Source organism: Pseudomonas sp. B21-012, assembly GCF_024749305.1.
Lineage (GTDB): Bacteria > Pseudomonadota > Gammaproteobacteria > Pseudomonadales > Pseudomonadaceae > Aquipseudomonas.
Genome location: NZ_CP087197.1, coordinates 1,156,849 through 1,181,009, shown reverse-complemented (window position 1 = coordinate 1,181,009; position 24,161 = coordinate 1,156,849). Strand labels below are relative to the sequence as shown.

17 protein-coding genes are annotated in these 24,161 nt (G+C 62.5%); 9 read left to right on the top strand and 8 right to left on the bottom strand.

Features of this window, described 5'->3' with window-relative positions; genetic code table 11:
* Positions 1–46 precede the first annotated feature (46 nt).
* Complete coding sequence (gene mltF / locus LOY37_RS05350) at positions 47–1,507, top strand: membrane-bound lytic murein transglycosylase MltF (RefSeq protein ID WP_045196482.1); 1,461 nt, start codon at positions 47–49, stop codon at positions 1,505–1,507.
* Between the two features lie 24 nt (positions 1,508–1,531).
* On the opposite strand, the gene tadA is transcribed toward mltF, so the two are convergent.
* The 3 genes from tadA to LOY37_RS05335 all read right to left on the bottom strand — a co-directional run bounded on the left by tadA (position 1,532) and on the right by LOY37_RS05335 (position 6,136).
* The gene (tadA, locus tag LOY37_RS05345) at positions 1,532–2,014 is read right to left on the bottom strand and encodes a tRNA adenosine(34) deaminase TadA (RefSeq protein ID WP_093386979.1); all 483 of its coding nucleotides are present in this window, start codon (positions 2,012–2,014) and stop codon (positions 1,532–1,534) included.
* The gene (locus LOY37_RS05340; protein WP_258716420.1) at positions 2,014–3,390 is read right to left on the bottom strand and encodes a multicopper oxidase family protein; all 1,377 of its coding nucleotides are present in this window, start codon (positions 3,388–3,390) and stop codon (positions 2,014–2,016) included. The genes tadA and LOY37_RS05340 overlap by 1 nt, the downstream gene beginning before the upstream one ends.
* A 130-nt stretch (positions 3,391–3,520) precedes the next feature.
* Positions 3,521–6,136, bottom strand: a complete 2,616-nt coding sequence (locus LOY37_RS05335) for a membrane-targeted effector domain-containing toxin (RefSeq protein ID WP_258716419.1) — start codon at positions 6,134–6,136, stop codon at positions 3,521–3,523.
* A gap of 210 nt (positions 6,137–6,346) precedes the next feature.
* Between LOY37_RS05335 and LOY37_RS05330 the strand changes: the two genes are divergently transcribed.
* Entirely contained in the window at positions 6,347–9,277 is a 2,931-nt protein-coding gene (locus tag LOY37_RS05330) for a membrane-targeted effector domain-containing toxin (protein WP_258716418.1), read from the top strand.
* A gap of 65 nt (positions 9,278–9,342) precedes the next feature.
* Here the strand turns inward: LOY37_RS05330 and guaA are convergent, their stop codons facing one another.
* The 4 genes from guaA to LOY37_RS05310 all read right to left on the bottom strand — a co-directional run bounded on the left by guaA (position 9,343) and on the right by LOY37_RS05310 (position 13,947).
* Positions 9,343–10,920 carry a glutamine-hydrolyzing GMP synthase gene (gene guaA / locus LOY37_RS05325; protein ID WP_045196475.1) on the bottom strand — a complete coding sequence of 526 codons (1,578 nt, stop codon included), beginning with the start codon at positions 10,918–10,920 and terminating at the stop codon, positions 9,343–9,345.
* A gap of 126 nt (positions 10,921–11,046) precedes the next feature.
* Positions 11,047–12,516 (bottom strand): IMP dehydrogenase, encoded by a 1,470-nt coding sequence (gene guaB / locus LOY37_RS05320; RefSeq protein WP_045196472.1) that lies wholly within the window; start codon positions 12,514–12,516, stop codon positions 11,047–11,049.
* A gap of 84 nt (positions 12,517–12,600) precedes the next feature.
* Entirely contained in the window at positions 12,601–13,158 is a 558-nt protein-coding gene (locus LOY37_RS05315) for a sugar ABC transporter ATPase (RefSeq protein ID WP_258716417.1), read from the bottom strand.
* 18 nt (positions 13,159–13,176) lie between these two features.
* Positions 13,177–13,947, bottom strand: a complete 771-nt coding sequence (locus tag LOY37_RS05310) for a sulfite exporter TauE/SafE family protein (RefSeq protein WP_045196607.1) — start codon at positions 13,945–13,947, stop codon at positions 13,177–13,179.
* A 114-nt stretch (positions 13,948–14,061) separates the two neighbouring features.
* Between LOY37_RS05310 and LOY37_RS05305 the strand changes: the two genes are divergently transcribed.
* The 7 genes from LOY37_RS05305 (at position 14,062) to LOY37_RS05275 (ending at position 23,343) form a co-directional block, all read left to right on the top strand.
* A complete protein-coding gene (locus LOY37_RS05305) occupies positions 14,062–14,943 on the top strand; it encodes a LysR family transcriptional regulator (RefSeq protein ID WP_258716416.1) in 882 nt (293 codons plus the stop codon).
* Between the two features lie 113 nt (positions 14,944–15,056).
* A complete protein-coding gene (gene xseA / locus LOY37_RS05300; protein ID WP_258716415.1) occupies positions 15,057–16,436 on the top strand; it encodes an exodeoxyribonuclease VII large subunit in 1,380 nt (459 codons plus the stop codon).
* Between the two features lie 3 nt (positions 16,437–16,439).
* Positions 16,440–17,264, top strand: a complete 825-nt coding sequence (locus tag LOY37_RS05295; protein WP_093387011.1) for a M23 family metallopeptidase — start codon at positions 16,440–16,442, stop codon at positions 17,262–17,264.
* Positions 17,265–17,575: 311 nt separating this feature from the next.
* Positions 17,576–19,249, top strand: a complete 1,674-nt coding sequence (gene leuA / locus LOY37_RS05290; protein WP_045196464.1) for a 2-isopropylmalate synthase — start codon at positions 17,576–17,578, stop codon at positions 19,247–19,249.
* Between the two features lie 158 nt (positions 19,250–19,407).
* The gene (locus LOY37_RS05285; protein WP_258716414.1) at positions 19,408–20,547 is read left to right on the top strand and encodes a merozoite surface protein 3b; all 1,140 of its coding nucleotides are present in this window, start codon (positions 19,408–19,410) and stop codon (positions 20,545–20,547) included.
* Positions 20,547–21,986 (top strand): DUF6384 family protein, encoded by a 1,440-nt coding sequence (locus tag LOY37_RS05280; protein WP_258716413.1) that lies wholly within the window; start codon positions 20,547–20,549, stop codon positions 21,984–21,986. The genes LOY37_RS05285 and LOY37_RS05280 overlap by 1 nt, the downstream gene beginning before the upstream one ends.
* Before the next feature lie 4 nt (positions 21,987–21,990).
* Positions 21,991–23,343 carry a hypothetical protein gene (locus tag LOY37_RS05275; protein ID WP_258716412.1) on the top strand — a complete coding sequence of 451 codons (1,353 nt, stop codon included), beginning with the start codon at positions 21,991–21,993 and terminating at the stop codon, positions 23,341–23,343.
* Positions 23,344–23,409: 66 nt separating this feature from the next.
* Here the strand turns inward: LOY37_RS05275 and LOY37_RS05270 are convergent, their stop codons facing one another.
* Complete coding sequence (locus tag LOY37_RS05270) at positions 23,410–24,120, bottom strand: monalysin family beta-barrel pore-forming toxin (protein WP_258716411.1); 711 nt, start codon at positions 24,118–24,120, stop codon at positions 23,410–23,412.
* Between the last annotated feature and the right edge of the window lie 41 nt (positions 24,121–24,161).

Below are 24,161 nucleotides of genomic sequence, written 5' to 3'. Positions count from 1 at the left end.
GTTGTCGAGATATGGCGCGGCCGGTCCTTTGCGTATACTGCAACCTATGTTCGCCCAAACCGCTTTGCGCCAGCGGTGCGCCAGATGGCTCATCGCAACCGGACTCTTCCTGATGCTCGGTGCCTGTGTTGAAAAACCCAGCACCCTCGAGCGCGTCAAGGAAGACGGCGTGCTGCGCGTAATTACCCGCAACAGCCCGGCCACCTACTTCCAGGACCGCAACGGCGAAACCGGCTTCGAGTACGAGCTGGTCAAGCGTTTCGCCGACGATCTGGGCGTGGAACTGAAGATCGAGACCGCCGACAACCTCGACGACCTGTTCAACCAGCTCGGCCAGCCGTCCGGCCCGGTGCTGGCGGCAGCGGGCCTGGTCAGCAGCGAACAGCGCAAGTCGCAGGTGCGCTTTTCACACCCGTATCTGGAAGTCACCCCGCAGATCATCTACCGCAACGGCCGCCCACGGCCCACCGACGCCAAGGACCTGGTCGGCAAGAAGATCATGGTGCTCAAGGGCAGCACCCACGCCGAGCAGATGGCCGAGCTGAAAAAGCAGTATCCGGCGCTCGAATACGAAGAATCTGACGCAGTTGAGGTGGTCGACCTGCTGCGCATGGTCGATGAGGGGCAGATCGACCTGACCCTGGTCGACTCCAATGAACTGGCAATGAACCAGGTCTACTTCCCCAAGGTGCGGGTGGCTTTCGACCTCGGCGATGCCCGTGACCAGCGCTGGGCGGTGGCAGCCGGCGAAGACAACAGCCTGCTCAACGAGATCAACGAATTTCTCGACAAGGTGCAGAAGAATGGCACCTTGCAGCGTCTGAAAGATCGCTACTACGGCCACGTCGATGTACTGGGTTATGTAGGCGCTTATACCTTTGCCCAGCACCTGCAGCAGCGCCTGCCGCGCTACGAGAAGGCCTTCCAGGCCTCGGCCAAGAAGGAACAGGTCGACTGGCGCCTGCTGGCCGCAATCGGCTACCAGGAGTCGATGTGGCAGGCCGAGGTCACCTCCAAGACCGGTGTGCGCGGCCTGATGATGCTGACCCAGCGCACCGCCCAGGCCATGGGCGTGTCCAACCGCCTGGACCCGGTGCAGAGCATCCGCGGCGGCGCCAAGTACTTCATGTACGTCAAATCCGAGCTCGATGACAGTATCGAGGAGCCGGACCGCACCTGGTTCGCCCTGGCCGCCTACAACGTCGGCAGCGGCCACCTGGACGATGCGCGCAAGCTGGCCAAGCGCGAAGGCCTGAACCCCAACAAGTGGCTGGACGTGAAGAAGATGCTGCCGCGCCTGTCGCAGAAGCAGTGGTACAGCAAGACCCGCTACGGCTATGCCCGCGGTGGCGAGCCGGTGCACTTCGTCGCCAACATCCGCCGCTACTACGACATCCTCACCTGGGTGACCCAGCCGCAGCTTGAAGGCAGCCAGGTGGCCGAGAGCAACCTGCACGTGCCCGGCGTGAACAAGACCAAGCCGACCGAGCAGACCCCGCCACTCTGAACTGTTTCGCGGGGCAAGGCCACCTCAGGCCTTGGCCCGTCGCGCCTTGAAGAACTCGGACAGAATCGCTCCGCACTCCTCTGCCAGCACCCCACCCTCAAATAGCACCCGGTGGTTGAGAAAGCCCTGGGTAAAGAACTGCCCCTGGCTCTGCACCACACCCGCCTTGGGCTCCAGCGCGCCGTACACCACCCGGTTGATCCGCGAGTGCACGATCAGCCCGGCGCACATGCTGCACGGCTCCAGGGTCACGTACAGGGTGCTGCCGGGCAGCCGGTAGTTGCTCGCGGCCTGGGCGGCGGCGCGGATGGCGACCATCTCGGCATGGGCACTGGGGTCGCTGCCGCTGATCGGGCAGTTGAAGCCCCGGCCGATCACCTGGCCGTGCTGGACCAGCACCGCGCCCACCGGCACTTCGCCCATGGCCGCGCCTTGCGCCGCCAGCTCCAGCGCCAGGCGCATGAATTGCTGGTCGCGGCTGCGATCGATGATCTGCGGCTGACGCATCAGGCCACCTCGATCGCGGCCATCAGGCCGGTTTCCATATGATCGATCACGTGGCAGTGGAACATCCAGGTACCCGGGTTATCCGCCACCAGCGCCACCCGCGCGCGCTCGTTCTTGCCCAGCAGGTAAGTGTCGGTGAAATACGGCTCGATCTTGCGCTTGTTCGAGCCGATCACCTTGAAACTCATGCCATGCAGGTGGATCGGGTGCTGGTACTGGGTCATGTTCTTCAGCTCGAAGATGTAGCTCTTGCCCTTTTGCAACGTAGCAATCGGCCGGTCGGCGCAGGTCTTGTCGGTGATGTCCCAGGCCTTGCCGTTGATCTGCCAGAGGCTCGGCGGCTTGCCGTTGTCGGTGTTCACCGAAACCGAGCCGACCCACTCGAAATTGAAGTTGAGCTTTTCGGCGTTGGCCAGGTCCGGCTCGGCGATCGGGTTGGCCGGCAACCCTGGCGGCCAGTCGCCCGGGGCTTCGCTGCTGGCCACCGAACGCAGGGTGCCCAGACGCACCGGGCCATCGCGCAATGACAGTTCTTCACCGGCTGGCGGCATCTTGATCGCCAGGCAGATACGCATGCCCGGGCCCAGCCAGTAGTCCTTGCCCAGCGGGCGCGGAGCGATGGGGTTGCCGTCCAGGGCGTAGACCCGCGCCTCAAAGGCGCCTTTGAGGTTGATGCGATACGTCAGGGTGTTGTCGAGGTTGAGCAGACGCACCCGCACGATCTGCCCGGCAGGCATCTCGACCACGGCGTTGGCCTGGCCGTTGATGGTAATCAACCGGCCGGCGGTGCCGCCACGGGCAGCTTCACGGGGGATGCTGAAGGGCAGGTAAGCGCCCTGCTCGTCGACGTGCCAGTTCTTCAGGCTCAGGGTGCGTTCGTGCTTGAAGCCGGTGGGCTCGCGCTCCTCGACGATCAGCGGGCCGACCAGGCCGCGGCCGAGTTCTTCGGAGCTGTTGACGTGCGGGTGGTACCAATAGCTGCCGGCATCCGGTACGCGGAACTTGTAATCAAAGTACTCGCCCGGCAACACCGGCAGCTGCGAGACGTAAGGCACGCCGTCCATTTCCAGCGGCAGGCGGATGCCGTGCCAGTGGATGGTGGTGGCCACTGGCAGGTGGTTGATGAAACGCACCCGCAGCCATTCGCCCTGGCGCACCCGCAACTCGGTGCCCGGCGCCGACGGGCCGAAGGCCCAGGCCTCGGTCTTGAAGCCGGAGACCAGCTCGACATCCAGCGGCGCGGCGATCAGCTCGTAGTCATGCCCGGCATCCGGATCGGTCCTTCCTAGCCAGTACCGCGATGCGCCACCGGCGCCAAGGCCAATCGCCACCAGGCCGCTCAGGCCACCGAGAATTTGTCGCCGGGTAAAGGACATGCAGCAGGTACCTCACATCGCAGGAACAACATGCCGGCACCTGGCGGCAAAGTGCCAAGGTACCGGCGATGAAGGGCGAATACGATACACCTGCAATTGAGAAATATTAAGTGAAGAGTTGCCGCAGGGCCTAGGTTCCCGGCCTTATAACCCCTGGCGGCGCAGTGATGGCGTCGCGAAAGGCAACGGGCTGATCCTGGGTCTGCAGTGCCAGGCGTAGATCGCCCTGGACGATACCGTCGGGCCTGCCCATGCTCGGCAGATAGTACTCTCCCGCATCCAGGGTAATGCCGCTGGCCTGCCCCGGCCCGGCATCGACCAGGCGCAAGCCCGGCACCCCTCGCAGCTCGGCCAGGCCTGGCACACGTTTGTACAGGTTGCTATGGGTGTTACCGACCAGCGCGATCCATTTGCCGGCGTCAGCCTCGCCTTGGGTGGCGCCAATAACCCGGTTGGCATAGTAGTTCATGACTTTCTGGCGCAGCGGATTGCCCGGCTGCTCCAGGTCGAGGCCTTCCAGGTGATAACTGGCGACGCAGTCCAAGGCCTGTACCCTGATTCGGTTGGCCCGGGCTTTGCGCACCAGTTCCAGGAAGTTATAGCGGCCGGCGCTGTCGGTGCGATGGCCAAGATCCAGACGGTCCAGGTAGCGCCGCAATTGCGTAGTCATGCGCCCGCTGCGATGGAACAGGTCGAGGTCCGCCTGGTGCAGGTCGGTCATCAGGTGCTCAAGATAAAGCGTGCGCACGCCCTTGGCATACAGGGGCGTGAGGTTTTCCAGCAGCCAGCGTTTGCTGGCGATCGAAGCGTGGGATTCGCCAATGACCACGCCGGCATGCTCGTCGAATAGCTCGATGAATGCCCGCTGCGGGGTGATAGAGGCGGCTGGCGGGTGAATCTTGAAGCTGGGCAGGGTCAGCCGGGTGAAAAACCGCTCGGCATCCGTGCGCAATTGCTGCCGGATCTGCTGCAGGCTGTCACGCACCTCCATCAGTGGCGACGCGGGGTCGTAGTAATCACCGCCGATCGCCCGCCGATTGTTTGCACTGATGAGCTCCCGCACAGCGGGCCGGGACGGTTCCGGGACTTCATAGCTGCCAGGTTCGGCCTCGAAGTACGAATAATCCATGGGCGCAGCCGGCACTTCGGGGGTCAGCCCGCCCAGGCACTGGCCGCCCCCGCGCAGGCAGGCGGCGTCTAGCACAGCCCACCGCCCCTGCTCGTCCAGCCGCACGGGTATTACGCCATTGAAGGCGAATGGGTTGTCTTCCGGAACAATCAGCCAGGTGCCCAAGGCCTGGTCATATCGAACCCGATAGGGCACGCCCTCAAGCTCGATGTACTGGGCACCATCCGCCAGGGTACTGACACCTTGTTTGATGCCGCTGAAAGCCTCGGGTACGTCAATGATCTGGTTGCTTTCAAGCTGGCCCAGCGCTTGCGCCGCACCACGTCCCAGCGGCAGCAGGAATGGCAGGTTGAGCAATACCTCGACACCGGCAAGAATCGCCCCAAGCACACCCGCCCGCCGCTCCTCGGGATTGTCGCCGTCGACCGCCTGCTCGACGTTCAAGGCAAGACTGGCAGTGCCCGTTGCCACCGCCAGCAATGCCAACGGCCAACCCGCCGGCGCTACGGCGCCCAGCAGGCGCGAGGCCACGCCCAGGTAACCCACCCACAATTGCGCACGCAGTTCGGCATTGGTACGCAGGGCCGCATCGGTTTCAAGTTCCATGTGCTGCCGGGCGTTGTCGCGCATCCAGGTGAAGACCTCGCCGTTGATCGGCGCACGCTGCACCTGAGCGGCAAAAGCCTCGACCGAGCCTTGCGCCCAAGAGGCGAGTTGCTCACGCAACCTCTGCACCTGCTGCGCATCCCTGACGAAATAAGCCAACAATTGCTCGCGGCTGACGGCCACCTGCAGCCAGCCAAACAGCCATTCGGCCAGCTCCTGCTGGCTACTGAAAGCCTGGAACGACGGCACCGCACCGGGCATATAGAGCACATGCTGCGCCCCCGGCCCCTGCAACCACACCAGCGCCGACGACGCCTGCCCGGCCAGGCTCAAGGTCGCAAGCTGAATGCCGGCAGCAGGTTGCTGTACTTGTTCAAAATGCTGCAGATGGGCAGCAACGCTGCTGTCAAAGCCGACAGCGTCGAACACCAGTTGCAACTGCTGCTCGTTCAGTTGCCCACCGAGGCCAGCCTGCAGTGCCTGCGCGAGGTAAGTGAGCTTGCTGAGCGCGCGCACATCAGCACCGTGCTCGACCCAGAACGCCGTTCGCTGGCGCTGGAACCTGGCGCCAAAGTCCATCTCCCACAAGGCGTTGAGTACCTTTTGCGGGTCCAGCCGCACTTCATTGCTTTCATCGAAGCGCCTCGCCTCTGCCCCCTCGGTGTAGAAACCGCCGTACAACAGCAGCAGGTCGGCATTGTCCTGGTCACTGACGCGAAAGCGGCGCATGACCAGTTCGGTCAAGGTCAAGGACTGATCAGGTGTTCCATAGTGCTCCCAGCCTGTAAAGCTGCGGCTGTTGCTGGCAGCGTGAGAGAAACGGTTCCAGTAGATCCTGTCCGGATCAGCGTGCAGGTTGGCTTGTGTGGCCAGCAGCTGCGCCGCTGCGTCGCCGGCGCTGGCATGCAGGTCCGGGAAGGCATTGACCACCGTTTCGGCAAGCCGGCGCAGCGACGCACGAACCGCCGCCAGTTGCAGGGTGGACTGATCATCAGGTTGCGAATGTTCCATGACATGAGTTCCGTTGCACAAGAAACCCTCAGCCTGGGTCGTGCGTCGATGCCAGCGGTACTACATAAGTATTCCCGGCGGCCATCAGCTAGACAGGGAAACGGCTCGGTGTAACGTCAGAAAAACCCATTTCGTTGTAACAACAAATACCTATGGCAGCAGGTATGACGCAGGCTTTCTCAATGGGCATTCACCTGCAAGGAGATGCACATGCCCTATCAATTAAATGTCCATTCCGATTCGCTGGCCTCCAGCCAAGGCCAGAAGCAAGCGCTCGACACCATCGCCTCGACCCTGGTGACTCAATGCCCCGACATGTGGGAAATGGCCCGTGAAGTTGCCCGCAACTTGCTGCTCAAGCACACCGGACAGACTCCAGAGCCAGACACCATTTACTGGCACCGCTTCGCTGGCGCGGTAAGCAGTACACGAAGCTTCACCGGCTGGGAGCATTACGGCCCACCGCTTGAGTCGATGACCTTGCCACAGTTGGTCATGCGCCGTTTCAACAGCCACGACCAGGACAACAGCGATCTACTGCAACAGGACGGTGGCTTTTACCGAGCCGGGCCACACAGCCCGGTTTTCAACGAAACCAATGAAATTCGCATGCTGGGCCAGGATGTGCTCAATGAGTTCTGGCTGATCGACTTCAGCACGCTGTTCAACAACCGGCTCGATGCCTTCTGGCAAGCCCATGCCGATGATTTTCGCCTGATGGCCAAGGTCAACTTCCTCGCCAAGGCGTATGAGGACTATCAAAGCGGCGTGCTGTACCCGCAGCACTGCCAGGCTATCTTCAAAGCAGTGGCAGGCGACTTGCGTGCCCCGATCACCCGCAAGCAACTGGCAGATCAGGTGCAGGCGGCGCAAGGCTGGAGTGTTCGGACCTTCGACATAGGCGGCTACCTGGCCAGCGACATCGTGCGCATTGTCTCCCCTGAAGGTCATCAGTTTGTCTATATGCCCGGAGAAACAACCGCCCTGCACAGCTTCGAAACCAACAACGACCTGCACATCTGGGTGCTGCAACAGGCCTGTACCGACCTGGCCAGCCGGGCGCGCTTCGAATCGCACTTCCCGTTGTCGGTCCACCCGCCACGGGGCTCGGGCGTCGGCCTGAACAGCCTTATCGAGCTACTGGTAACCAGTTACGGCCATGCTGACCATTCGTTGATCAATCAGCTCGACCGGCCAATCGCCGGAGATCTGTTCAGCTACCTGCGCGACCAGGCCCGCGAACGCATGTATGCCGACGCCGACACGGCGCTGCGCTCGAACAGCGAACTGCGCAAACAGATGTGGATCGGGTATCTCAATGCCTTTACCAACACCTTTGGTGTCATCGGTGCAGTGTGTTGGCCCGTGGCATTGGCGGTGGTCGGTGCGGACCTGGCCAGCCTGGGACTGAACATCGACCAGGCGGTGAACGGCGACACCACCGCAGAACGCAAGGCCGGTGTCACTGGCGCCATCGTCAGCGCTGTCAGTGCCGCCTTAGACGCCACCCTGGTATTTGGCGTCGGCGCAGCCGCCGAAGTCGCTGAAGTAGTTGATCCACTTGAAGCCGAACGCAGCGCCAGCGGCATACGCACACCTCGACCGCCCTTCGCCAGTGAAGCCCGTCCCCTGCCAGAGATAATCGATCTGCCCCTGGAGCGGCCGATTGCCAACGTGATTGTCGATGGGCAACGCCCACAACTGGAAGGCAACCTGCGCGGCACCTATCTGCTCGATGGCCAGACCTACATCACCCTCAACGGGGATCCTTATGCGGTGCGCTACGTTGGCGAAATGAAAACCTGGGTGATCATCGATGAACAGAACCCGTACGCGTTCTACCGCAGCCAGCCCGTGAGGCTCAACGCCAAAGGCCAGTGGGAACTGCTGCCCAAGCCCGGCCTGCAAGGGGGTGGCAAGTTCTGGAGCAAACATCCCTGGGGGTCCAGCGCGGCAGCGCAAACACCCGTCGTACTGCCCCTATCGCCCTATGAAGTACCGGTCGAGTTACGCGCGAAGCTGGAGAGCCCCGCCAACAACCCGGGCGATCAGTTACTCAAAGGCTATATCGTCATGAACGATCCCGAACTCAACGCTGCCGCCGAATCATTCACCCGGATACGCACGCAATTAGCGGAGGAAAGCCGCTCGTATTTTCGTACAGTGCAGGTGCAGCCCCGAGTAGAGATTCCCACGCTGGCGGCCAGCGCCACGCCCAAATCGATTTTCCAGGAGGTGTTTCAGCGCGCCGAAGGTTTGGTGATTGGCGAGCGTCACAGCTCGATTGCCAGCAAGAAGTTCCTGATCGAGAACATGGAGGTGCTAGCCAAGCAGAAAGTCCGCACGCTGTACATGGAACATCTGCTGACCGACTTCCATCAGGCCGACCTGGACATTTTCATGCGCACCGGGAAGATGCCCCCGGGCTTGAACAAGTACTTGAAAAGCCTCGATAGCGGGTTCGGAACCGACCCGTCAGGCCAGTTCACTTTCCTCAACCTGGTCAAGGCCGCCCAGCGCAACCACTTACGCATCCAGGCCATCGACTGCATGGCCAGCTACCGTCAGACGGGCCTGGTGGACCTGGAGGGAACCCTGCGCGTCGAAATGATGAATCGCTATGCCACTTCAATCATCAGTGCTGTAGAACAGCAAAGCCCGGGGCGCTGGATTGCGCTGGTAGGAGAGTCCCACGCCAACACCTTCGAGCAGGTGCCAGGGCTCAGCGAGTTGAACCAGGCAATTGGCCTGCGGGTAGCCGATGCTGAGGCAGGGACCACCGTCGGCCTGTTTGTCGATGAAGGCAGGTTTGGCGAGCTTTCCAAAAGCGAGCCACCACGCTTCGTCAAGAACGACCTGGTCTTGCGAATGGTAACTACGGGCTCCTGGCCTGCTGATGTAGTGGCTACCCACGAAGCTCGCCTGCCGCGGACCGGTATGTTCTTGATTGAGCAGCAGGGTGACCAGGCCCTACTGTTTCATCGCAGCAACGACCGTTCGATCGTGCGCACTGCCATTCGCGTTACCGAGGACCATGTCTCAATCGACCGCCCCTCCTGGCCGCGCGTCCACAAGCGGCGCTTCAACGACCTGCGCGAACTGGCCGAGGCGCTCAAACTCATGGGGCTGACCGAGGCCTGAAAAAACAAACGCCCCGACAAGTCGGGGCGTTTGCTTCAAGCGCTACAGCGGTTCACGCAGCGGGATCATTCCCACTCGATGGTCGCTGGCGGCTTGCTCGACACGTCGTAGGTGACGCGGGAGATGCCTTCGATCTCGTTGATGATCCGGCCGCTGACGGTTTCCAGCAGCTCGTAAGGCAGGTGCGCCCAACGCGCGGTCATGAAGTCGATGGTCTCGACCGCACGCAGGGCCACGACCCAGGCATAACGACGGCCGTCACCAACCACGCCCACCGATTTCACCGGCTGGAACACCACGAAGGCCTGGCTGACCTTGTGGTACCAGTCGGCCTTGCGCAGTTCTTCAATGAAGATGTGGTCGGCGCGACGCAGCAGGTCGGCGTATTCCTTCTTCACTTCACCGAGGATGCGCACGCCCAGGCCCGGACCCGGGAACGGGTGACGGTAGACCATGTCGTACGGCAGGCCCAGCTCCAGGCCAAGGCGACGAACCTCGTCCTTGAACAGCTCGCGCAGCGGCTCGACCAGCTTGAGGTTCATCTCTTCCGGCAGGCCACCGACGTTGTGGTGCGACTTGATCACGTGGGCCTTGCCGCTCTTGGCGCCAGCCGACTCGATCACGTCCGGGTAGATGGTGCCCTGGGCCAGGTACTTGATGTTGTGCAGCTTGCTCGACTCGGCATCGAACACGTCGATGAAGGTGCGGCCGATGATCTTGCGCTTCTTCTCGGGGTCGGCTTCGCCGGCCAGATTGCCGAGGAACTGCTCTTCGGCGTTGGCGCGGATAACCTTGACGCCCATGTTCTCGGCGAACATGGCCATCACTTGCTCGCCTTCGTGCAGGCGCAGCAGGCCGTTGTCGACGAATACGCAGGTCAGCTGGTCGCCGATGGCCTTGTGCAGCAGCGCTGCAACCACAGAGGAGTCAACGCCGCCGGACAGGCCGAGCAGGACGTTGTCGCTGCCGACCTGGGCGCGGATCTGGGCAATGGCGTCTTCAGCAATGTGCGACGGGGTCCACAGCGCTTCGCAACCGCAGATGTCGAGGATGAAGCGCGAGAGAATGCGACCGCCCTGCTTGGTATGGGTCACTTCCGGGTGGAACTGCACGCCGTAGTAGCCACGGGTGTCGTCGGCCATGCCGGCGATCGGGCAGCTCGGGGTGCTGGCCAGGATGTGGAATTCTTCCGGGATGCGGGTGACCTTGTCACCGTGGCTCATCCACACATCCAGACCGAACACGCCATCGGCGTCAACGTGGTCTTCGATGCCGTCGAGCAGGCGGCTCTTGCCGACTACGTCGACGCGGGCATAACCGAACTCACGCAGCTCGGATCCTTCAACCTTGCCGCCCAGCTGTTCGGCCATGGTCTGCATGCCGTAGCAGATACCGAACACCGGTACGCCCAGGTCCCAGACTGCTTGCGGTGCGCGCGGGCTGTTGGCTTCGTGCACGGACTCGGGGCCGCCGGCGAGGATGATGCCGCGCGGGGCGAATTCGCGAATCGCTTCATCGTCCATGTCGAACGGGTGCAGTTCGCAGTACACGCCGATTTCGCGCACGCGGCGGGCGATCAGCTGGGTGTACTGGGAACCGAAGTCGAGGATCAGGATGCGGTGAGCGTGAATGTCGAGGGCCATGACTCAATCTCTGATGCAGCTGCAAGCTTCACGCTGCAAGCCGCAAGTTGTTCGGGAATTACGCGGTAGCCGCTGCAGAGCAACTACCGCTTGGAGCTAGAAGCTTGTCACTTGCCGCTGGAGGCGTTAGCCGACCCGATAGTTTGGCGCTTCTTTGGTGATCTGTACGTCATGCACGTGGGACTCGGCCATGCCGGCACCGGTGATGCGCACGAATTCGGGCTTGGTGCGCATTTCTTCGATGTTGGCGCTGCCGGTGTAACCCATCGAGGAACGCAGGCCGCCCATCAGCTGGTGGATGATCGCGGTCAGGGTGCCCTTGTAGGGCACACGGCCTTCGATACCTTCCGGAACCAGCTTCTCGGCACCGGCCGAGGAGTCCTGGAAGTAACGGTCGGAAGAACCCTGGGCCTGGGACATGGCGCCCAGCGAGCCCATGCCGCGGTAAGCCTTGTAAGAACGGCCCTGGAACAGCTCGATCTCGCCCGGGGCCTCTTCGGTACCGGCGAACATCGAACCCATCATCACTGCCGAGGCACCGGCTACGATGGCCTTGGACAGGTCACCGGAGAAGCGGATACCGCCATCGGCGATCAGCGGGATGCCAGTGCCTTCGAGGGCCGCAGCAACATTGGCGATGGCGCTGATCTGCGGCACGCCGACACCGGCGACGATACGGGTGGTGCAGATCGAGCCCGGGCCGATACCGACCTTGACGGCGTCAGCGCCGGCTTCGGCCAGGGCCTTGGCAGCAGCGCCGGTGGCGATGTTGCCGCCGATGACCTGAACCTGCGGGAAATTCTCTTTTACCCAGCGAACGCGATCGATCACGCCTTTGGAGTGACCGTGAGCAGTGTCGACCACCACCACGTCAACGCCAGCGGCAACCAGCGCCGACACGCGATCACCGGTGTCTTTGCCGGTACCGACCGCGGCACCGACGCGCAGGCGACCCTGGTCGTCCTTGCTGGCCAGCGGGTAGGCCTTGGCTTTTTCGATGTCGTTGACGGTCATCATGCCCTTGAGGGCAAATTTGTCGTCGACGATCAGTACGCGCTCGATGCGGTGCTTGTGCAGCAGCTCGCGAGCTTCGTTCTTGTCGGCGCCTTCCTTGACCGTGACCAGGCGCTCTTTAGGCGTCATCACTTCACGGACGGTGGCGTCCAGGCGGTTTTCGAAGCGTACGTCGCGGGAGGTGACGATGCCGACCAGGTCGCCATTGTGCAGCACCGGAACGCCGGAGATGTTGTTCAGCCGGGTCAGTTCGAACAGGTCACGGACCGTGGCGTCAGCCTCGATGGTGATCGGGTCCTTGACCACGCCAGCCTCGAACTTCTTGACCTTGCGCACTTCGGCAGCCTGCTGCTCGATGGTCATGTTCTTGTGGATGATGCCGATGCCGCCTTCCTGGGCCATGGCAATGGCCAGGCGGGCTTCGGTCACGGTATCCATGGCGGCGGAAACCAACGGAATATTCAGCTCGATGCCACGGGTCAAACGGGTCTTGAGACTGACTTCATTGGGTAGCACCTCTGAATAACCAGGCACTAGGAGAATGTCGTCGAAGGTCAGGGCTTCTTGGCTGATACGCAGCATCGCGGGGGCTCCCGGGCGGGAAAATGGAAGCGCGCCATTATACTCATCCAGTGCCCTTCGCTCAATGCAAAGATGGGCCTTCGGTCAGTTACCTTCGCGGCTTACCTGCACCACGGCCACCGGCTGGTCCAGCCAATCGGCGAAGTTATCCAGAAAACCCTGCCTGAACCCCGCCGCAGTCCAGTTATTGAAGATGAAACCGAGGTTGGAAAACGCACAGGGCTGCAGGAACAGAAAGCCGTTGATGTCGTCTTCATGGCCGCACAGCGGGCAAACGAAGTTTTCCGTGCGCCCGGGCATCCATTCTTCCAGGCTCTCGAACAGCGCCACGCCGACTTCCTTGCGGCACTCGGCGCAGCCGGCTTCTTCGAGAAAGCCATCGGTGGGGGTATAGATGCAGCGTTTGGTGATCACCTCGAGGCCGTTGACCGGCTGGCCGAACGGCAGCAGTTCGGGCCGCTCGACGACTTTGCGTGCGCCCTCGGCGATGGCGTAGGCCATACGGCTACCGGTGCTACCGCAGGTGCTCAGTTGCTCCTCGATGACTTTCTCGCGCACCAGCCAGCGCAGGATCGCCCGGGCGCGGGCCTCATGGACGGGGACGGTGGAAATCTTCGGGACAATAATGCTCTGGTTTGTCATCACAGCGGCCAAACAGGTTCAAAGATGCCAGTTTACCTCACTCAGGTAGCGGCCGATCAGGGCAATGCCGCTGGCCAGCACCAGCCAGGTGACCAGGCGCACGAAGGTCTCACGCGACATGTTCAGGGTCAGGCGCCGGCCCAGGTACACACCGCCCAGCATCATCGGCGCCAGGCACAGGGCCAGCAGCAACAGCGGCAGGTCGGCATACACGCCAGCAATCAGGAACAGGCTCAGGCGCACCACAGTGCTGCAACTGATCAGCGCGCTCTGGGTCGCCCGCGCCTGCTCCTTGGACGGCAACCGGGCGTTGAGGTAGAGCGCATAGAGAAAGCCGCCGCTGCCGAACAAGGCACCGAACAGGCCGCCCGCTGTACCCATCGGCACCGACCAGGCCGCCGACAGCTGCGCCGGCCTGACCTTCACCGCCAGGCTGTAGAGGGCATAGGCGCTGATAAACAGCCCCATCAATAACAGCAACACGTCGGACTTGAGCTTGAGCAGAAACACCACGCCAAAGGTGCAGCCCAGCGCCATGCATGGCAGCAGGCGCATCAGTTCCGGGCGCGCCACGGCTTTGCGCGCCGGCAACCAGTTGCCGAAGGCGGCGACGAAATCCAGCAGCACCAGCAACGGAATGATCCGCGACAGCGGCATGAAGTTGATCAGCACCGGGCCGGCCACCAGCGCGGTACCGAAGCCGGCGATGCCGAAGACGACATAGGCGGCGCCAATACCCAGCAGGATCGGCAACCAGTCGAGCGGGGTAAACGGTAATTGGGCAAACAGGGTGGAAAGCATGACGGTCTTCACCAGTGGAGGTGTGGAAACTTTAGCCAGCCACTAGCCATGCCGACTAATATGCAATTACCTAGTCAGTCATATTGAAACGGCATAGCTGCAATGATCTCCACCCGCCAGTTGCGTTATTTCGTGGAAATTGCCGAGAGCGGCAGCTTCAGTGCTGCGGCCGAGCGGCTGTTCATCGCCCAGTCGGCGCTGAGCCGGCAAGTGAAGGAGCTGGAGTCGCAACTCGAGACCCTGCTGTTCGAGCGCACCGCCCGCCAGCCGCGCCTCACCGCTGCGGGCCAGGCCTTTTTGCCGCGGGCGCGGACCTTGCTGGTGGACCTGGAAAAGGCCCAGCGCCTGGCCCGTGAGGTCGGCCAGGGCGTGCGCGGCAGCCTGCGCCTGAGTCACTCGAGCACCGTGCCGCTGAGCGGGCAGTTGCTGGCGCGGCTCAGTGGCTATCTGCATGACAACCCGGGGGTGTCCATGGAAATCGCCCAGCAATCCTCCGAGGCGCAGCTTGAGGAACTGGCCGAAGGTCGCCTGGAAGTGGGCCTGCTGCGCCTGCCAGTCCTGCGCCAGCATGAGGGGTTATGCGTTCAGCCATTGTTCGCAGAGCCTTTGCTGCTGGCGGTCGCTGAAAGTCATCCCTTGGCTGGGGAAAGCAGCGTTACCCTGGCGCAGTTGCGCGATGAGCGGTTTATCTCCATCCCCCACCGCCAGCGCGGTGGTCTGAGTTACCTGTCGGCCGAGTTGTGCATGGCCGCTGGGTTCTTCCCGCAAGCGGCGCGGGTGGTGTCGCGCAAGACCACCCAGTTGCAGTTGATCCAGGCAGGCTTTGGCGTGGCCTTGCTGCCGCAATGCATGCAGGAGATTGCCCCGGCTTCGCTGCGCTTCATTGCCCTGGCCGATGAGGGTTGCCGCAGTACGGTGGCGCTGGCCTATCGGCGCGATGCCGGGGCTTTGGTTGAGCAGTTTGTGAGCCATATTCAAGGCTAAGGGCCCCAATCGCTGGCAAGCCAGCTTCCACAGGTAATGTATGCACCTGTAGGAGCGGCGGTGCGACGCCTCGACTTGCCCCGCGATCGCCACAATCCTTTATGATGCAGCCCATGATCAAAGACCCCTTCGAAAGACTCGGCCTGGACCGCGAAGTCCTGACCGTCAGCCAACTCAACGGCCGCGCCCGGGTGCTGCTGGAAGACGTGTTCCGCAATGTCTGGGTCGAAGGCGAGATCTCCAACCTCGCCCGCCCGGCCTCCGGTCATGTCTACTTCACCCTCAAGGACAGTGGTGCCCAGGTGCGCTGTGCATTGTTCCGCCAGAACGCCGCGCGGGTGCGCCAGGCCCTGCGCGATGGTCTGGCGGTCAAGGTGCGCGGCAAGGTCTCGCTGTTCGAAGGCCGGGGCGACTATCAACTGATCCTCGATACTGTCGAGCCGGCCGGTGACGGCGCCCTGCGCCTGGCCTTCGAAGCGCTGAAGGAAAAGCTCGGCGCCGAAGGCCTGTTCAGTGCCGAAAACAAACGCGCCCTGCCCGCTCACCCGCAGCGCATTGGCATCGTCAGCTCGCCCACCGGCGCGGTGATCCGCGACATCATCAGCGTGTTCGGCCGCCGTGCGCCGCAGGTCGAGCTGACCCTGATCCCCACTGCCGTGCAAGGCCGCGAAGCCATCAACCAGATCGTCCGCGCCCTGCAACTGGCCGACAGCCGCGGCTTCGACGCGCTGATCCTGGCCCGCGGTGGCGGCTCGCTGGAAGACCTCTGGTGCTTCAACGAAGAGGCCGTGGCCCGCGCCATCGCCGCCTGCCAGACGCCGATCGTCAGCGCCGTCGGCCATGAAACCGACGTCTCGATCAGTGACTTCGTCGCTGACGTGCGCGCCCCGACGCCGTCTGCCGCCGCCGAACTGCTGGCCCCGGACAGCAGCGACCTGCAACGGCGCATCGACAGCCTCAAGCGCCGCCTGCTGCTACGCATCCAGAGCCGTCTGATGCACGATCGCCTGCGCCTGGACAGCCTGACCCGGCGCCTGCGCCACCCGGGCGAGCGCCTGCGCCAGCAGGCCCAGCGCCTCGACGACCTGGACATGCGCCTGCGCCGCGCCTTCGAGCAGCGCCTGAATCAGCGCCGCGAGCGCCTCGCACGCCTGGACACACGCCTGGCCGCGCAACACCCCGGGCGTACCCTGACCCTGCTCAAGCAGCGCCTGGACAGCCTCGCCGAACGCCTGCCGCGCGCCATGCGCGAGACCCTCAAGGACCGCCGCCAGCGTCTGCAGGCGCAGGTCCAGACCCTGCACGTGGTCAGCCCGCTGGCGACCCTGGGCCGTGGCTACAGCATCTTGCTCGACGAGCGCGGCCAGGCCATCCGCAACGCCGCCCAGACCCACAACGGCCAACGCCTGACCGCCCGCCTGGGCGAGGGCGAGTTGCTGGTGCGGGTCGAAGACAACCACCTGACCCCGGTCACGCTCTCTTTACTGGACTGAACCATGCCGCGTCTATTTGCCCCGCTGTTGCTCCTGTGCCTGGTGTTCGCCAGCAGCGCCCAGGCCAGCTACATCACCCGCCAACTGAACAAGCCGGTACCCGGCGGCGTCGCCGTCGTCGACCTGGGCCCGGCCGCCACGCCACCCAGCGCGCGCTTTGATGGCAAGCCAGTGCTGGTGGTCAGGGAACAGGACACCTGGCTGGCCATCGTCGGCCTGCCACTGACGCAAAAGCCCGGCACCGCGCAGCTCACCCAGGGCAGCCGTACCCTTAGCTTCAACGTGGGCAGCAAGAAGTACCCGGAACAGCGCATCACCTTGAAGAACAAACGCCAGGTCAACCCCGACCCTGCCGACCTCAAGCGCATCGACGCCGAGCTGGCCGAGCAGATCAAGGCCTACCGCAGCTTCAGCCCCACCCTGCCGAGCAACCTGATTCTCGACAAGCCGGTCAACGGCCCGCTGTCGAGCAAGTTCGGCGTGCGCCGCTTCTTCAATGGCGAAGAACGCAACCCGCACGCGGGCCTGGATTTCGCCGTACCCGCCGGCACGCCGATCAAGACCCCGGCCAACGGCAAGGTAATCCTCATCGGCAATTACTTCTTCAACGGCAACACCGTGTTTGTCGACCACGGCCAGGGCTTTATCAGCATGTTCTGCCATATGTCGAAGATCGACGTGAAGCCCGGCCAGCAACTGAGCCGCGGTGCCGTGGTTGGCCGCGTCGGCGCGACCGGCCGCGCCACCGGCCCGCATATGCACTGGAACGTCAGCCTCAATGATGCGCGGGTCGATCCGGCGATCTTCATCGGCGCCTTCCAGCCCTGAGGCCTGGCTTGCGCCATTCAAAAAGACCGCGCAACTGGCGCGGTCTTTTTATTTGTAAATCGCCATAAAATCTCGACAAAACTGGTTTTTTAAGCATTTCTCTCAATTTTCTTGCAAGGCTTGCCATCTTTAACCCCACTGGTTAGGGTTGAAGCCATGAAAACCTTTCAGACCCTCATCCTGCTTCGTCAACACCGCAGCCTCTGCCTGGTCAGTGCACGACTACCAAGCTGAATCGCGTCGCCTCGCCTTTTCATCTCGTTTTCGTTCGGCGGGCCCCTTTCAAGGCCGCACATTCAAGGATTGCTTTCATGACCATGCTCAAAGACCCTTCGAAAAAATACAGCGCCTTCGCGACCGTCAACCTGGCGGACCGCACCTGGCCTTCGAAGACCATCACCCAGGCGCCGATCTGGTGCAGCTCGGACCTGCGTGATGGCAACCAGTCGTTGATCGAGCCCATGGATGCGGCAAAGAAACTGCGCTTCTGGAAGACCCTGGTCAGCGTTGGCGTAAAAGAAATCGAAGCCTCGTTCCCGTCTGCTTCGCAAACCGACTTCGACTTCGTTCGCACCCTGATCGAAGATGGCCACATCCCGGACGACACCACCATCCAGGTGCTGACCCAGGCCCGTGAAGACCTGATCGCGCGCACCTTCGAATCGCTGCGCGGGGCGAAAAAGGCCATCGTCCACCTGTACAACGCCACCAGCCCGTCGTTCCGCCGCATCGTCTTCAATCAGGACAAGCAAGGCGTCAAGGACATCGCCGTGAACGCGGCCAAGCTGTTCGTCAAATATGCCGCCCAGCAGCCACAAACCCAGTGGACCTTCCAGTACTCGCCGGAGACCTTCAGCGCCACCGAGCTCGAGTTCGCCAAGGAAGTCTGCGATGCAGTGATCGAGGTGTGGAACCCAACGCCTGAACACAAGATCATCCTCAACCTGCCGGCCACCGTCGAAGTCTCGACGCCGAACATCTATGCCGACCAGATCGAGTGGTTCGGCCGCAACGTCAACCGTCGTGACAGCGTTATCATCAGCCTGCACACCCACAACGACCGTGGTACTGGCGTGGCCGCCACCGAGCTGGGCCTGATGGCCGGCGCCGACCGTGTCGAGGGCTGCCTGTTCGGCAACGGCGAGCGTACCGGCAACGTCGACCTGGTGACCCTGGCATTGAACCTCTACACCCAGGGCATCGACCCCGAGCTGGATTTCTCCGACATCGACGGCGTGCGCAAGGTGGTCGAGGAGTGCAACCAGATCCCGGTGCACCCGCGTCATCCGTATGTCGGCGACCTGGTTCACACCGCATTCTCCGGCTCGCACCAGGACGCCATCCGCAAAGGCTTCACCCAGCAGAAAGACGATGCCAAGTGGGAAGTGCCGTACCTGCCGATCGACCCGGCCGACATCGGCCGCAGCTACGAGGCAGTGATTCGCGTCAACAGCCAGTCGGGCAAAGGCGGTATCACCTACCTGCTCGAACAGGAATACGGCATCAGCCTGCCACGGCGCATGCAGATCGAGTTCAGCCAGGTGGTTCAGGGTGAAACCGACCGCCTGGGCCTGGAGATGACCGCCCAGCAGATCCACTCGCTGTTGCACCGCGAGTACCTGCAGGCCAACGCGCCGTACGCGCTGGTCAGCCATCGCCTGCAGGAAGAGAACGGCCACAGCGCGGTGGAAGTGGAAGTTGCCGGTGAAGGCGAAACCACCCTGCACTGGCGCGGCAAGGGCAACGGCGCCCTTGAAGCCCTGGTGGCCGGCTTGCCGATCGCCGTCGAGATCATGGACTACAACGAGCACGCCATCGGCGCCGGCACCAACGCCAAGGCCGCGGCCTACATCGAACTGCGCGTGGCCGGTGGTCGTCCGGTGCACGGCGTGGGTATCGATGAAAACATCACCACCGCGAGCTTCAAGGCGCTGTTCAGTGCACTGAACCGTTCGCTGAGCCAGCAGGCAGCCAAGGCGGCCTGAGCCCTGAACTGAGCTGCAACCGTGTGCCCGCCTCCCTCCGGAGGCGGGCACTTTCGTTTGCGTGCAATAAAAATCGTCGGTCAGCTTGCTGGCAACCCCCGGTATACTCCCCTCCTCGCTTTACCTTGCGCTGCGCGCACATCATGAAAGGACACTCGATGAGCAACTACCTCGAGCGGGCACTGAGCGGCCTGCGCACCATCGGCATCAACCTCTTGCGCCCTGTCCAGGACGCTCCGGTACTGGTACTGCTCGACCGTGTGGCGCAATACGACAGCAGCAAGGTCACCTCGATCGCCGCCGTGCTGCAGCAAGCCACCGCCTTTAACAGCATGGTCCGCGAGCAGATCGAGGGCATGGACATTTCCACCCGCTTCATGGACATCACCCAGAGTTTTACCTCGATCCGCGAAGACGCCGCCGCCATGGCCGGCTGGATGGACGACGGGCGCCTGGACAGCATGGAAAAACTCAAGCTGGCGTGGATGAATGTACGCCGTGGCTCGATCCCCAGCCGCTTCAACGACATTCGCGACAACTACCTGCAAGTGTGCAAGTCGGCCAACGACCAGATCAGCCGTGAGACGGTGATCCTCGAGTCCTACCTGGATTTTCGCATGGCCATGAAAGCCGCCGAGGTCGAGGCCCAGCAAGTGCTGGCGATTGCCGGCCAGGCCCTGGAGCAGCGCACGGTCGAGCTTAACGAAGCCAACCAGCAAGTCACCGCAGCCGAGTCGGCCGAACCTGCCCAGCGCTCCGCCCTTGAGCTGCGCCGCGACGAAGCCGTGCGCGCCCTGCAGGATGAAGACAAGCGCTACCAGATCGTCAAGGACATCGCCGACGACCTCAAGGTCGGCTACAACACCGCCGAGATGGTCTTCGCCCGCATCAACCAGGTGCACGTGATCAAGGAGCGCCAGTACCAGCGCATGGTCTCGTTCTTCTCGACCAACGAGGTGGTGCTCACCGGCCTTGCGGTTTCGTTCACCGCCAACAGCGGCCTGGCCGAGGCGACACATACCCTCAACGCCACCACCGATGGCATCAGCAAGGGCCTCGAGGCCCTGGGCACTACCGGCAACCAGCAACTTGAAGCTGCGGTCAAGGCCAGCTACGGCTCGACCATCAAGGTCGATTCGGTTCGCGCCCTGGCCGATGCCACGCTGTCGTTCCAGAACGACATGCACAGCCTGACCGAAACCTACCGGGCCGAGTCGAGCAACGCATCGCGCGACATCGCCGCTGCGGTCGAGGACTCCAAGCGTAAGTTCGCCGCACTGCTCAGCAAGGCGGCCTGATGAGCAGTATTCCACTCTCCGAACAGCTCGGAGCGATGGCGTTCGTCGACGAATTGCGCCACCAGCAGATGCAGGTCCAGGAACACCTGGACCTGCCCAAGCGCCGCGCGGAAGTTGCGGCGCGCATCCGGACCTATTACCAAAGCCACAACATCGCTTTCGATGAGGCCTTGATCGAACAAGGCGTGCGTGACTTCTTCGCCCGCCGCCTGATGTTCGAGGCACCACCGCTGAGCTGGCGGCAAAAGCTGCTGAGCAAGGCGTCGATGGCGCGTAGCCAACTGTTCAAGGTGGTCCTGGCGATCATCGCCGCGGCACTGATCACCCAGTGCACGCGCATTGCCCACGACAGCGGCATTACCGTCGAAATCGAAAACAGCGCCCGCGACCTGCGCCGCCATGATGAAGACGTGCGCGCTGACATCCAGCTCAAGCACGAGCAGCTCAGGCAGTGGCAGCAAAAGGCGCAGGCCCAGCCCGATGCCGCTGTCAGCCGCATCCTCGATCAGGTCCGGCAAACCTTGCCGCCGCTGGACCAGAGTTTTGCCAGCGATGTGCCGCAGTTCGTCAACAAGACCAACCGCGACAACGTCAAAAACCTGGTCACGATGCACGAGGCGCAGATCGAGCAGGCCCGCAAGGCCGTTTCCTCGGCCCGCGCAGCCTTTACCACGGTAGAGGGTATCTACCCGCAGCGCGATAACCTCGCCAGGCTGCTGGCGATGCCAGCCTACCTCGAAGGCCTGAAGCCGTTCCCCACGCTCAAGGCGCTTGCCGAATCGGCTGACCGGCAACTGCTGCAGGTTAACGATGGCGATACGCTCAAAGCGGCCAGCCAGCAAGTGGCCAAACTGGATCTTGAGATCGAGCGCATCGCCTACTGGCTCGAACAGAGCACCCTGCGCGATCAGTTGCAGCAGCGCCTGCAAGCGATGCCGCTGGCCGCCGGTGACCGCGCGCAACTGCAAGCGCTGCTGGCACAAGCCAACAATGCCCTGCACGAGCAGAACGTCCCCCTGGCCCGTAATCAGCTTGAACACCTCAAGCAGATGCTCGATTTCGCCGCCGTGCCATTGACCCTGCAGATCGTCGACCGCACCGGGATCAAGTCCGGGGTCGAGCGTTGCTACGACCCCGCCGGCTGCAACCGCGGCGAAGACACTGACAAGGGCAAGAGCTGGTTCCTGGTGGTCGAGGCTACCGACGCAGCGGGTATCAGCGTCGAAGTGCCGGTTACCAGCGCCGAAACCGGCAAGCAGCGCTGGGCTCGTTTGTTCGCCGTGCGCGTCAGCCAGGCCGAATACCTCAAGGTCAAAGCGGACAAACTTGACGATGGCCATGTCGATAACCGCATGATGGGCAGCAAGGCTGCCAACTCGCTGACCCTGCGCTTCAACCAGCGCACCACGGGCAACCCTGACATGATCATGGACTGGTGAACACATGACCCCTTCTACCCTCACCGGCAACGTGGCGCAGAACGCCCGCAGTTGCGAGGCCTTGCTGCGTAGCGCTGAGCAGTTGCTGTCGGCCCTGAGCAGTCAGGAAGCGCGCCTGGAACAGGACATTCTCACCCGCCTGAGCAACATCGCCACACTCAAGCTTGAACATCGCCCGGCCCTCGATCAGGACACCCTGCAGCAACTGCAGGCACGCCAGGACGCCGAAGCGCAATCGCGCGCCGAACTTGCCCGGGTCGAAACCGATATCGCCGAGTCGCTGGCCGCCCAGCACGCGGTACGCAGCCAGATTGAAAGCATCGACCGCCAGGTCAAGCAGCAACTGGCGCTCGAGCCTGCCTGGTGTGAGCTGGGCGAGCAGTTGCTGGCCGCGCAAGAGGCCAACACTGAAGCCAATACCGGCTACCAGGAAATCCGCCAGGAGTGCGTCGACAAGCTGCCTTCGTACAGCGCCAACCCGATCTACTACCACCTGCTCAAGCGCGACTACGGCACCGAGCAGTACCGCCACAACTTTCTCCACCGCTGGCTCGACAACACGCTGGCCAAGCGCGTCAACTTTGCCGGCAACCGCAACAACGAGCTGATCCTGCGGGCCATGCAGACCCGCAACGAAGAGCTGCAAGGTGAGCGCCTGAGCCTGATAGCCGGGTTGCAGGAGGCAGTCGACCAGCACCTGGCCCAGGCGCGCACAACCGCAGGCATGGACCCGCTGAGCCGCGAAGACGTCACCCTGAACAAGCACATCGTCGCCGCCAAGGCCCGGGCCAACGAGCAGCACCTGAAACTGGCCAATTTTGCCGGCAAGCAGGACCCGCATTACCTGCGCATCCGCCAGAACATCACCGAGCGCCTGCAGGCGCAAACCATCGAGCAACTGCTGGTCGAAGTACAAAAGACCCCAGACAGCAACGACGACAAGATCGCCGCCCAACTCAAGGAACTGTACCCGCGCCTGCGTGACGTCCAGGACCGTTTGCCAAAGCTGCGCGAGCAGCATGACCGCGCCCTGCACAATTATGAGCGGGCCAAGGAACTGGAGCGGGCGCTGCGCACCGACTATTACCGGGACAGCGACTACACCTACAACACGACCTTGAGCATCGAGCGCCTGCTGACCGACTACATGACCCGCGACCTCAGCCTGCACGCCCTGGAAACCGTGCTGCAAAGTGGTCGGCGCCTGGTGCCGCGCAGTTCTTCGTCGAGCAGCTCTTCGTCATTCAGCTGGTCGAGCTCCGGCTCCAGCAGTTCGAGTTCGAGTTCAAGCTCCAGTGACTTCTCCACCTCCAGCAGCAGCGGTGGTGGCAGCTTCAGCACCAGCGACAGCTTCTAAGTGCTATGCCGGTCTTGCCCGTATTTCAGGCGTGACCGGCATGCTGGCCATCAGTCTTTGAGGTAGTCAGAAACCCCAGAAACCGATTTCACCCTGCTCTTCGTTATAGTGCTGGTAGCCTTCAAACAGAACCGACTTTTTGATCTGCTCCCAACTGTAGGGGTTGATCGACGCGTCGCTGGGCAACATGACAACTTTCTGGGTGGCAAACGAGGTGAGAAAGATCAGGTCCTCGCGTGTCACGCGTTGAAACTCGTCAACGACCAGATCGACGAGATTGTTGTCCGCCGCCTGTTTAAACTTACCGCCCCCCAGCATCTTGTGCGCATAGACCATGTTGACTTGATATACATAGTTCGTCGCATGCGCAGGAACCGACAACGAACACTCGTCCGTGCTGGACTCGGAAAAGGCCTCACCGTAGACACTGGACTCAGTAATCTCCGCCCCCAGCCTGATCGCCCCCAATTTAATCCCGGCGCCGTAGGTTTTCGAGACGGCGGTTGCGTAACTTTTGCTCATCCCTTGCTGGGTAGTCACTTTGAACGTCTGCTCGACACTGAGCTTGTTAACCAGCGGCCTGAGGTATTCCAGGTAGGCAAAGATGGGCCGCGTCTGAACATTCCAAGAGGAGCCCAGGTAGCTGACGTCCCCTCCCACGGTCAGGCCATTTACCCAGCATCCATAATTGGATGCGCCTTCTGCAAACAAGTAACGATCAATTTCGAAGGCGCCCTCTTTGAAAGGCAAGTTGCGTATTTCCGGTTGCTGATTCATCGGTGAATTCCTTGTCGAAGCGATTATCGTCGGTAATATCC

What these genes read in the sequence shown, in the direction of transcription:
- mltF (WP_045196482.1), top strand. Translation starts at nt 47, where the DNA reads ATGTTCGCCCAAACCGCTTTGCGCCAGCGGTGCGCCAGATGGCTCATC.
- tadA (WP_093386979.1), bottom strand. Translation starts at nt 2,014, where the DNA reads ATGCGTCAGCCGCAGATCATCGATCGCAGCCGCGACCAGCAATTCATG.
- LOY37_RS05340 (WP_258716420.1), bottom strand. Translation starts at nt 3,390, where the DNA reads ATGTCCTTTACCCGGCGACAAATTCTCGGTGGCCTGAGCGGCCTGGTG.
- LOY37_RS05335 (WP_258716419.1), bottom strand. Translation starts at nt 6,136, where the DNA reads ATGGAACATTCGCAACCTGATGATCAGTCCACCCTGCAACTGGCGGCG.
- LOY37_RS05330 (WP_258716418.1), top strand. Translation starts at nt 6,347, where the DNA reads ATGCCCTATCAATTAAATGTCCATTCCGATTCGCTGGCCTCCAGCCAA.
- guaA (WP_045196475.1), bottom strand. Translation starts at nt 10,920, where the DNA reads ATGGCCCTCGACATTCACGCTCACCGCATCCTGATCCTCGACTTCGGT.
- guaB (WP_045196472.1), bottom strand. Translation starts at nt 12,516, where the DNA reads ATGCTGCGTATCAGCCAAGAAGCCCTGACCTTCGACGACATTCTCCTA.
- LOY37_RS05315 (WP_258716417.1), bottom strand. Translation starts at nt 13,158, where the DNA reads ATGACAAACCAGAGCATTATTGTCCCGAAGATTTCCACCGTCCCCGTC.
- LOY37_RS05305 (WP_258716416.1), top strand. Translation starts at nt 14,062, where the DNA reads ATGATCTCCACCCGCCAGTTGCGTTATTTCGTGGAAATTGCCGAGAGC.
- xseA (WP_258716415.1), top strand. Translation starts at nt 15,057, where the DNA reads ATGATCAAAGACCCCTTCGAAAGACTCGGCCTGGACCGCGAAGTCCTG.
- LOY37_RS05295 (WP_093387011.1), top strand. Translation starts at nt 16,440, where the DNA reads ATGCCGCGTCTATTTGCCCCGCTGTTGCTCCTGTGCCTGGTGTTCGCC.
- leuA (WP_045196464.1), top strand. Translation starts at nt 17,576, where the DNA reads ATGACCATGCTCAAAGACCCTTCGAAAAAATACAGCGCCTTCGCGACC.
- LOY37_RS05285 (WP_258716414.1), top strand. Translation starts at nt 19,408, where the DNA reads ATGAGCAACTACCTCGAGCGGGCACTGAGCGGCCTGCGCACCATCGGC.
- LOY37_RS05280 (WP_258716413.1), top strand. Translation starts at nt 20,547, where the DNA reads ATGAGCAGTATTCCACTCTCCGAACAGCTCGGAGCGATGGCGTTCGTC.
- LOY37_RS05275 (WP_258716412.1), top strand. Translation starts at nt 21,991, where the DNA reads ATGACCCCTTCTACCCTCACCGGCAACGTGGCGCAGAACGCCCGCAGT.
- LOY37_RS05270 (WP_258716411.1), bottom strand. Translation starts at nt 24,120, where the DNA reads ATGAATCAGCAACCGGAAATACGCAACTTGCCTTTCAAAGAGGGCGCC.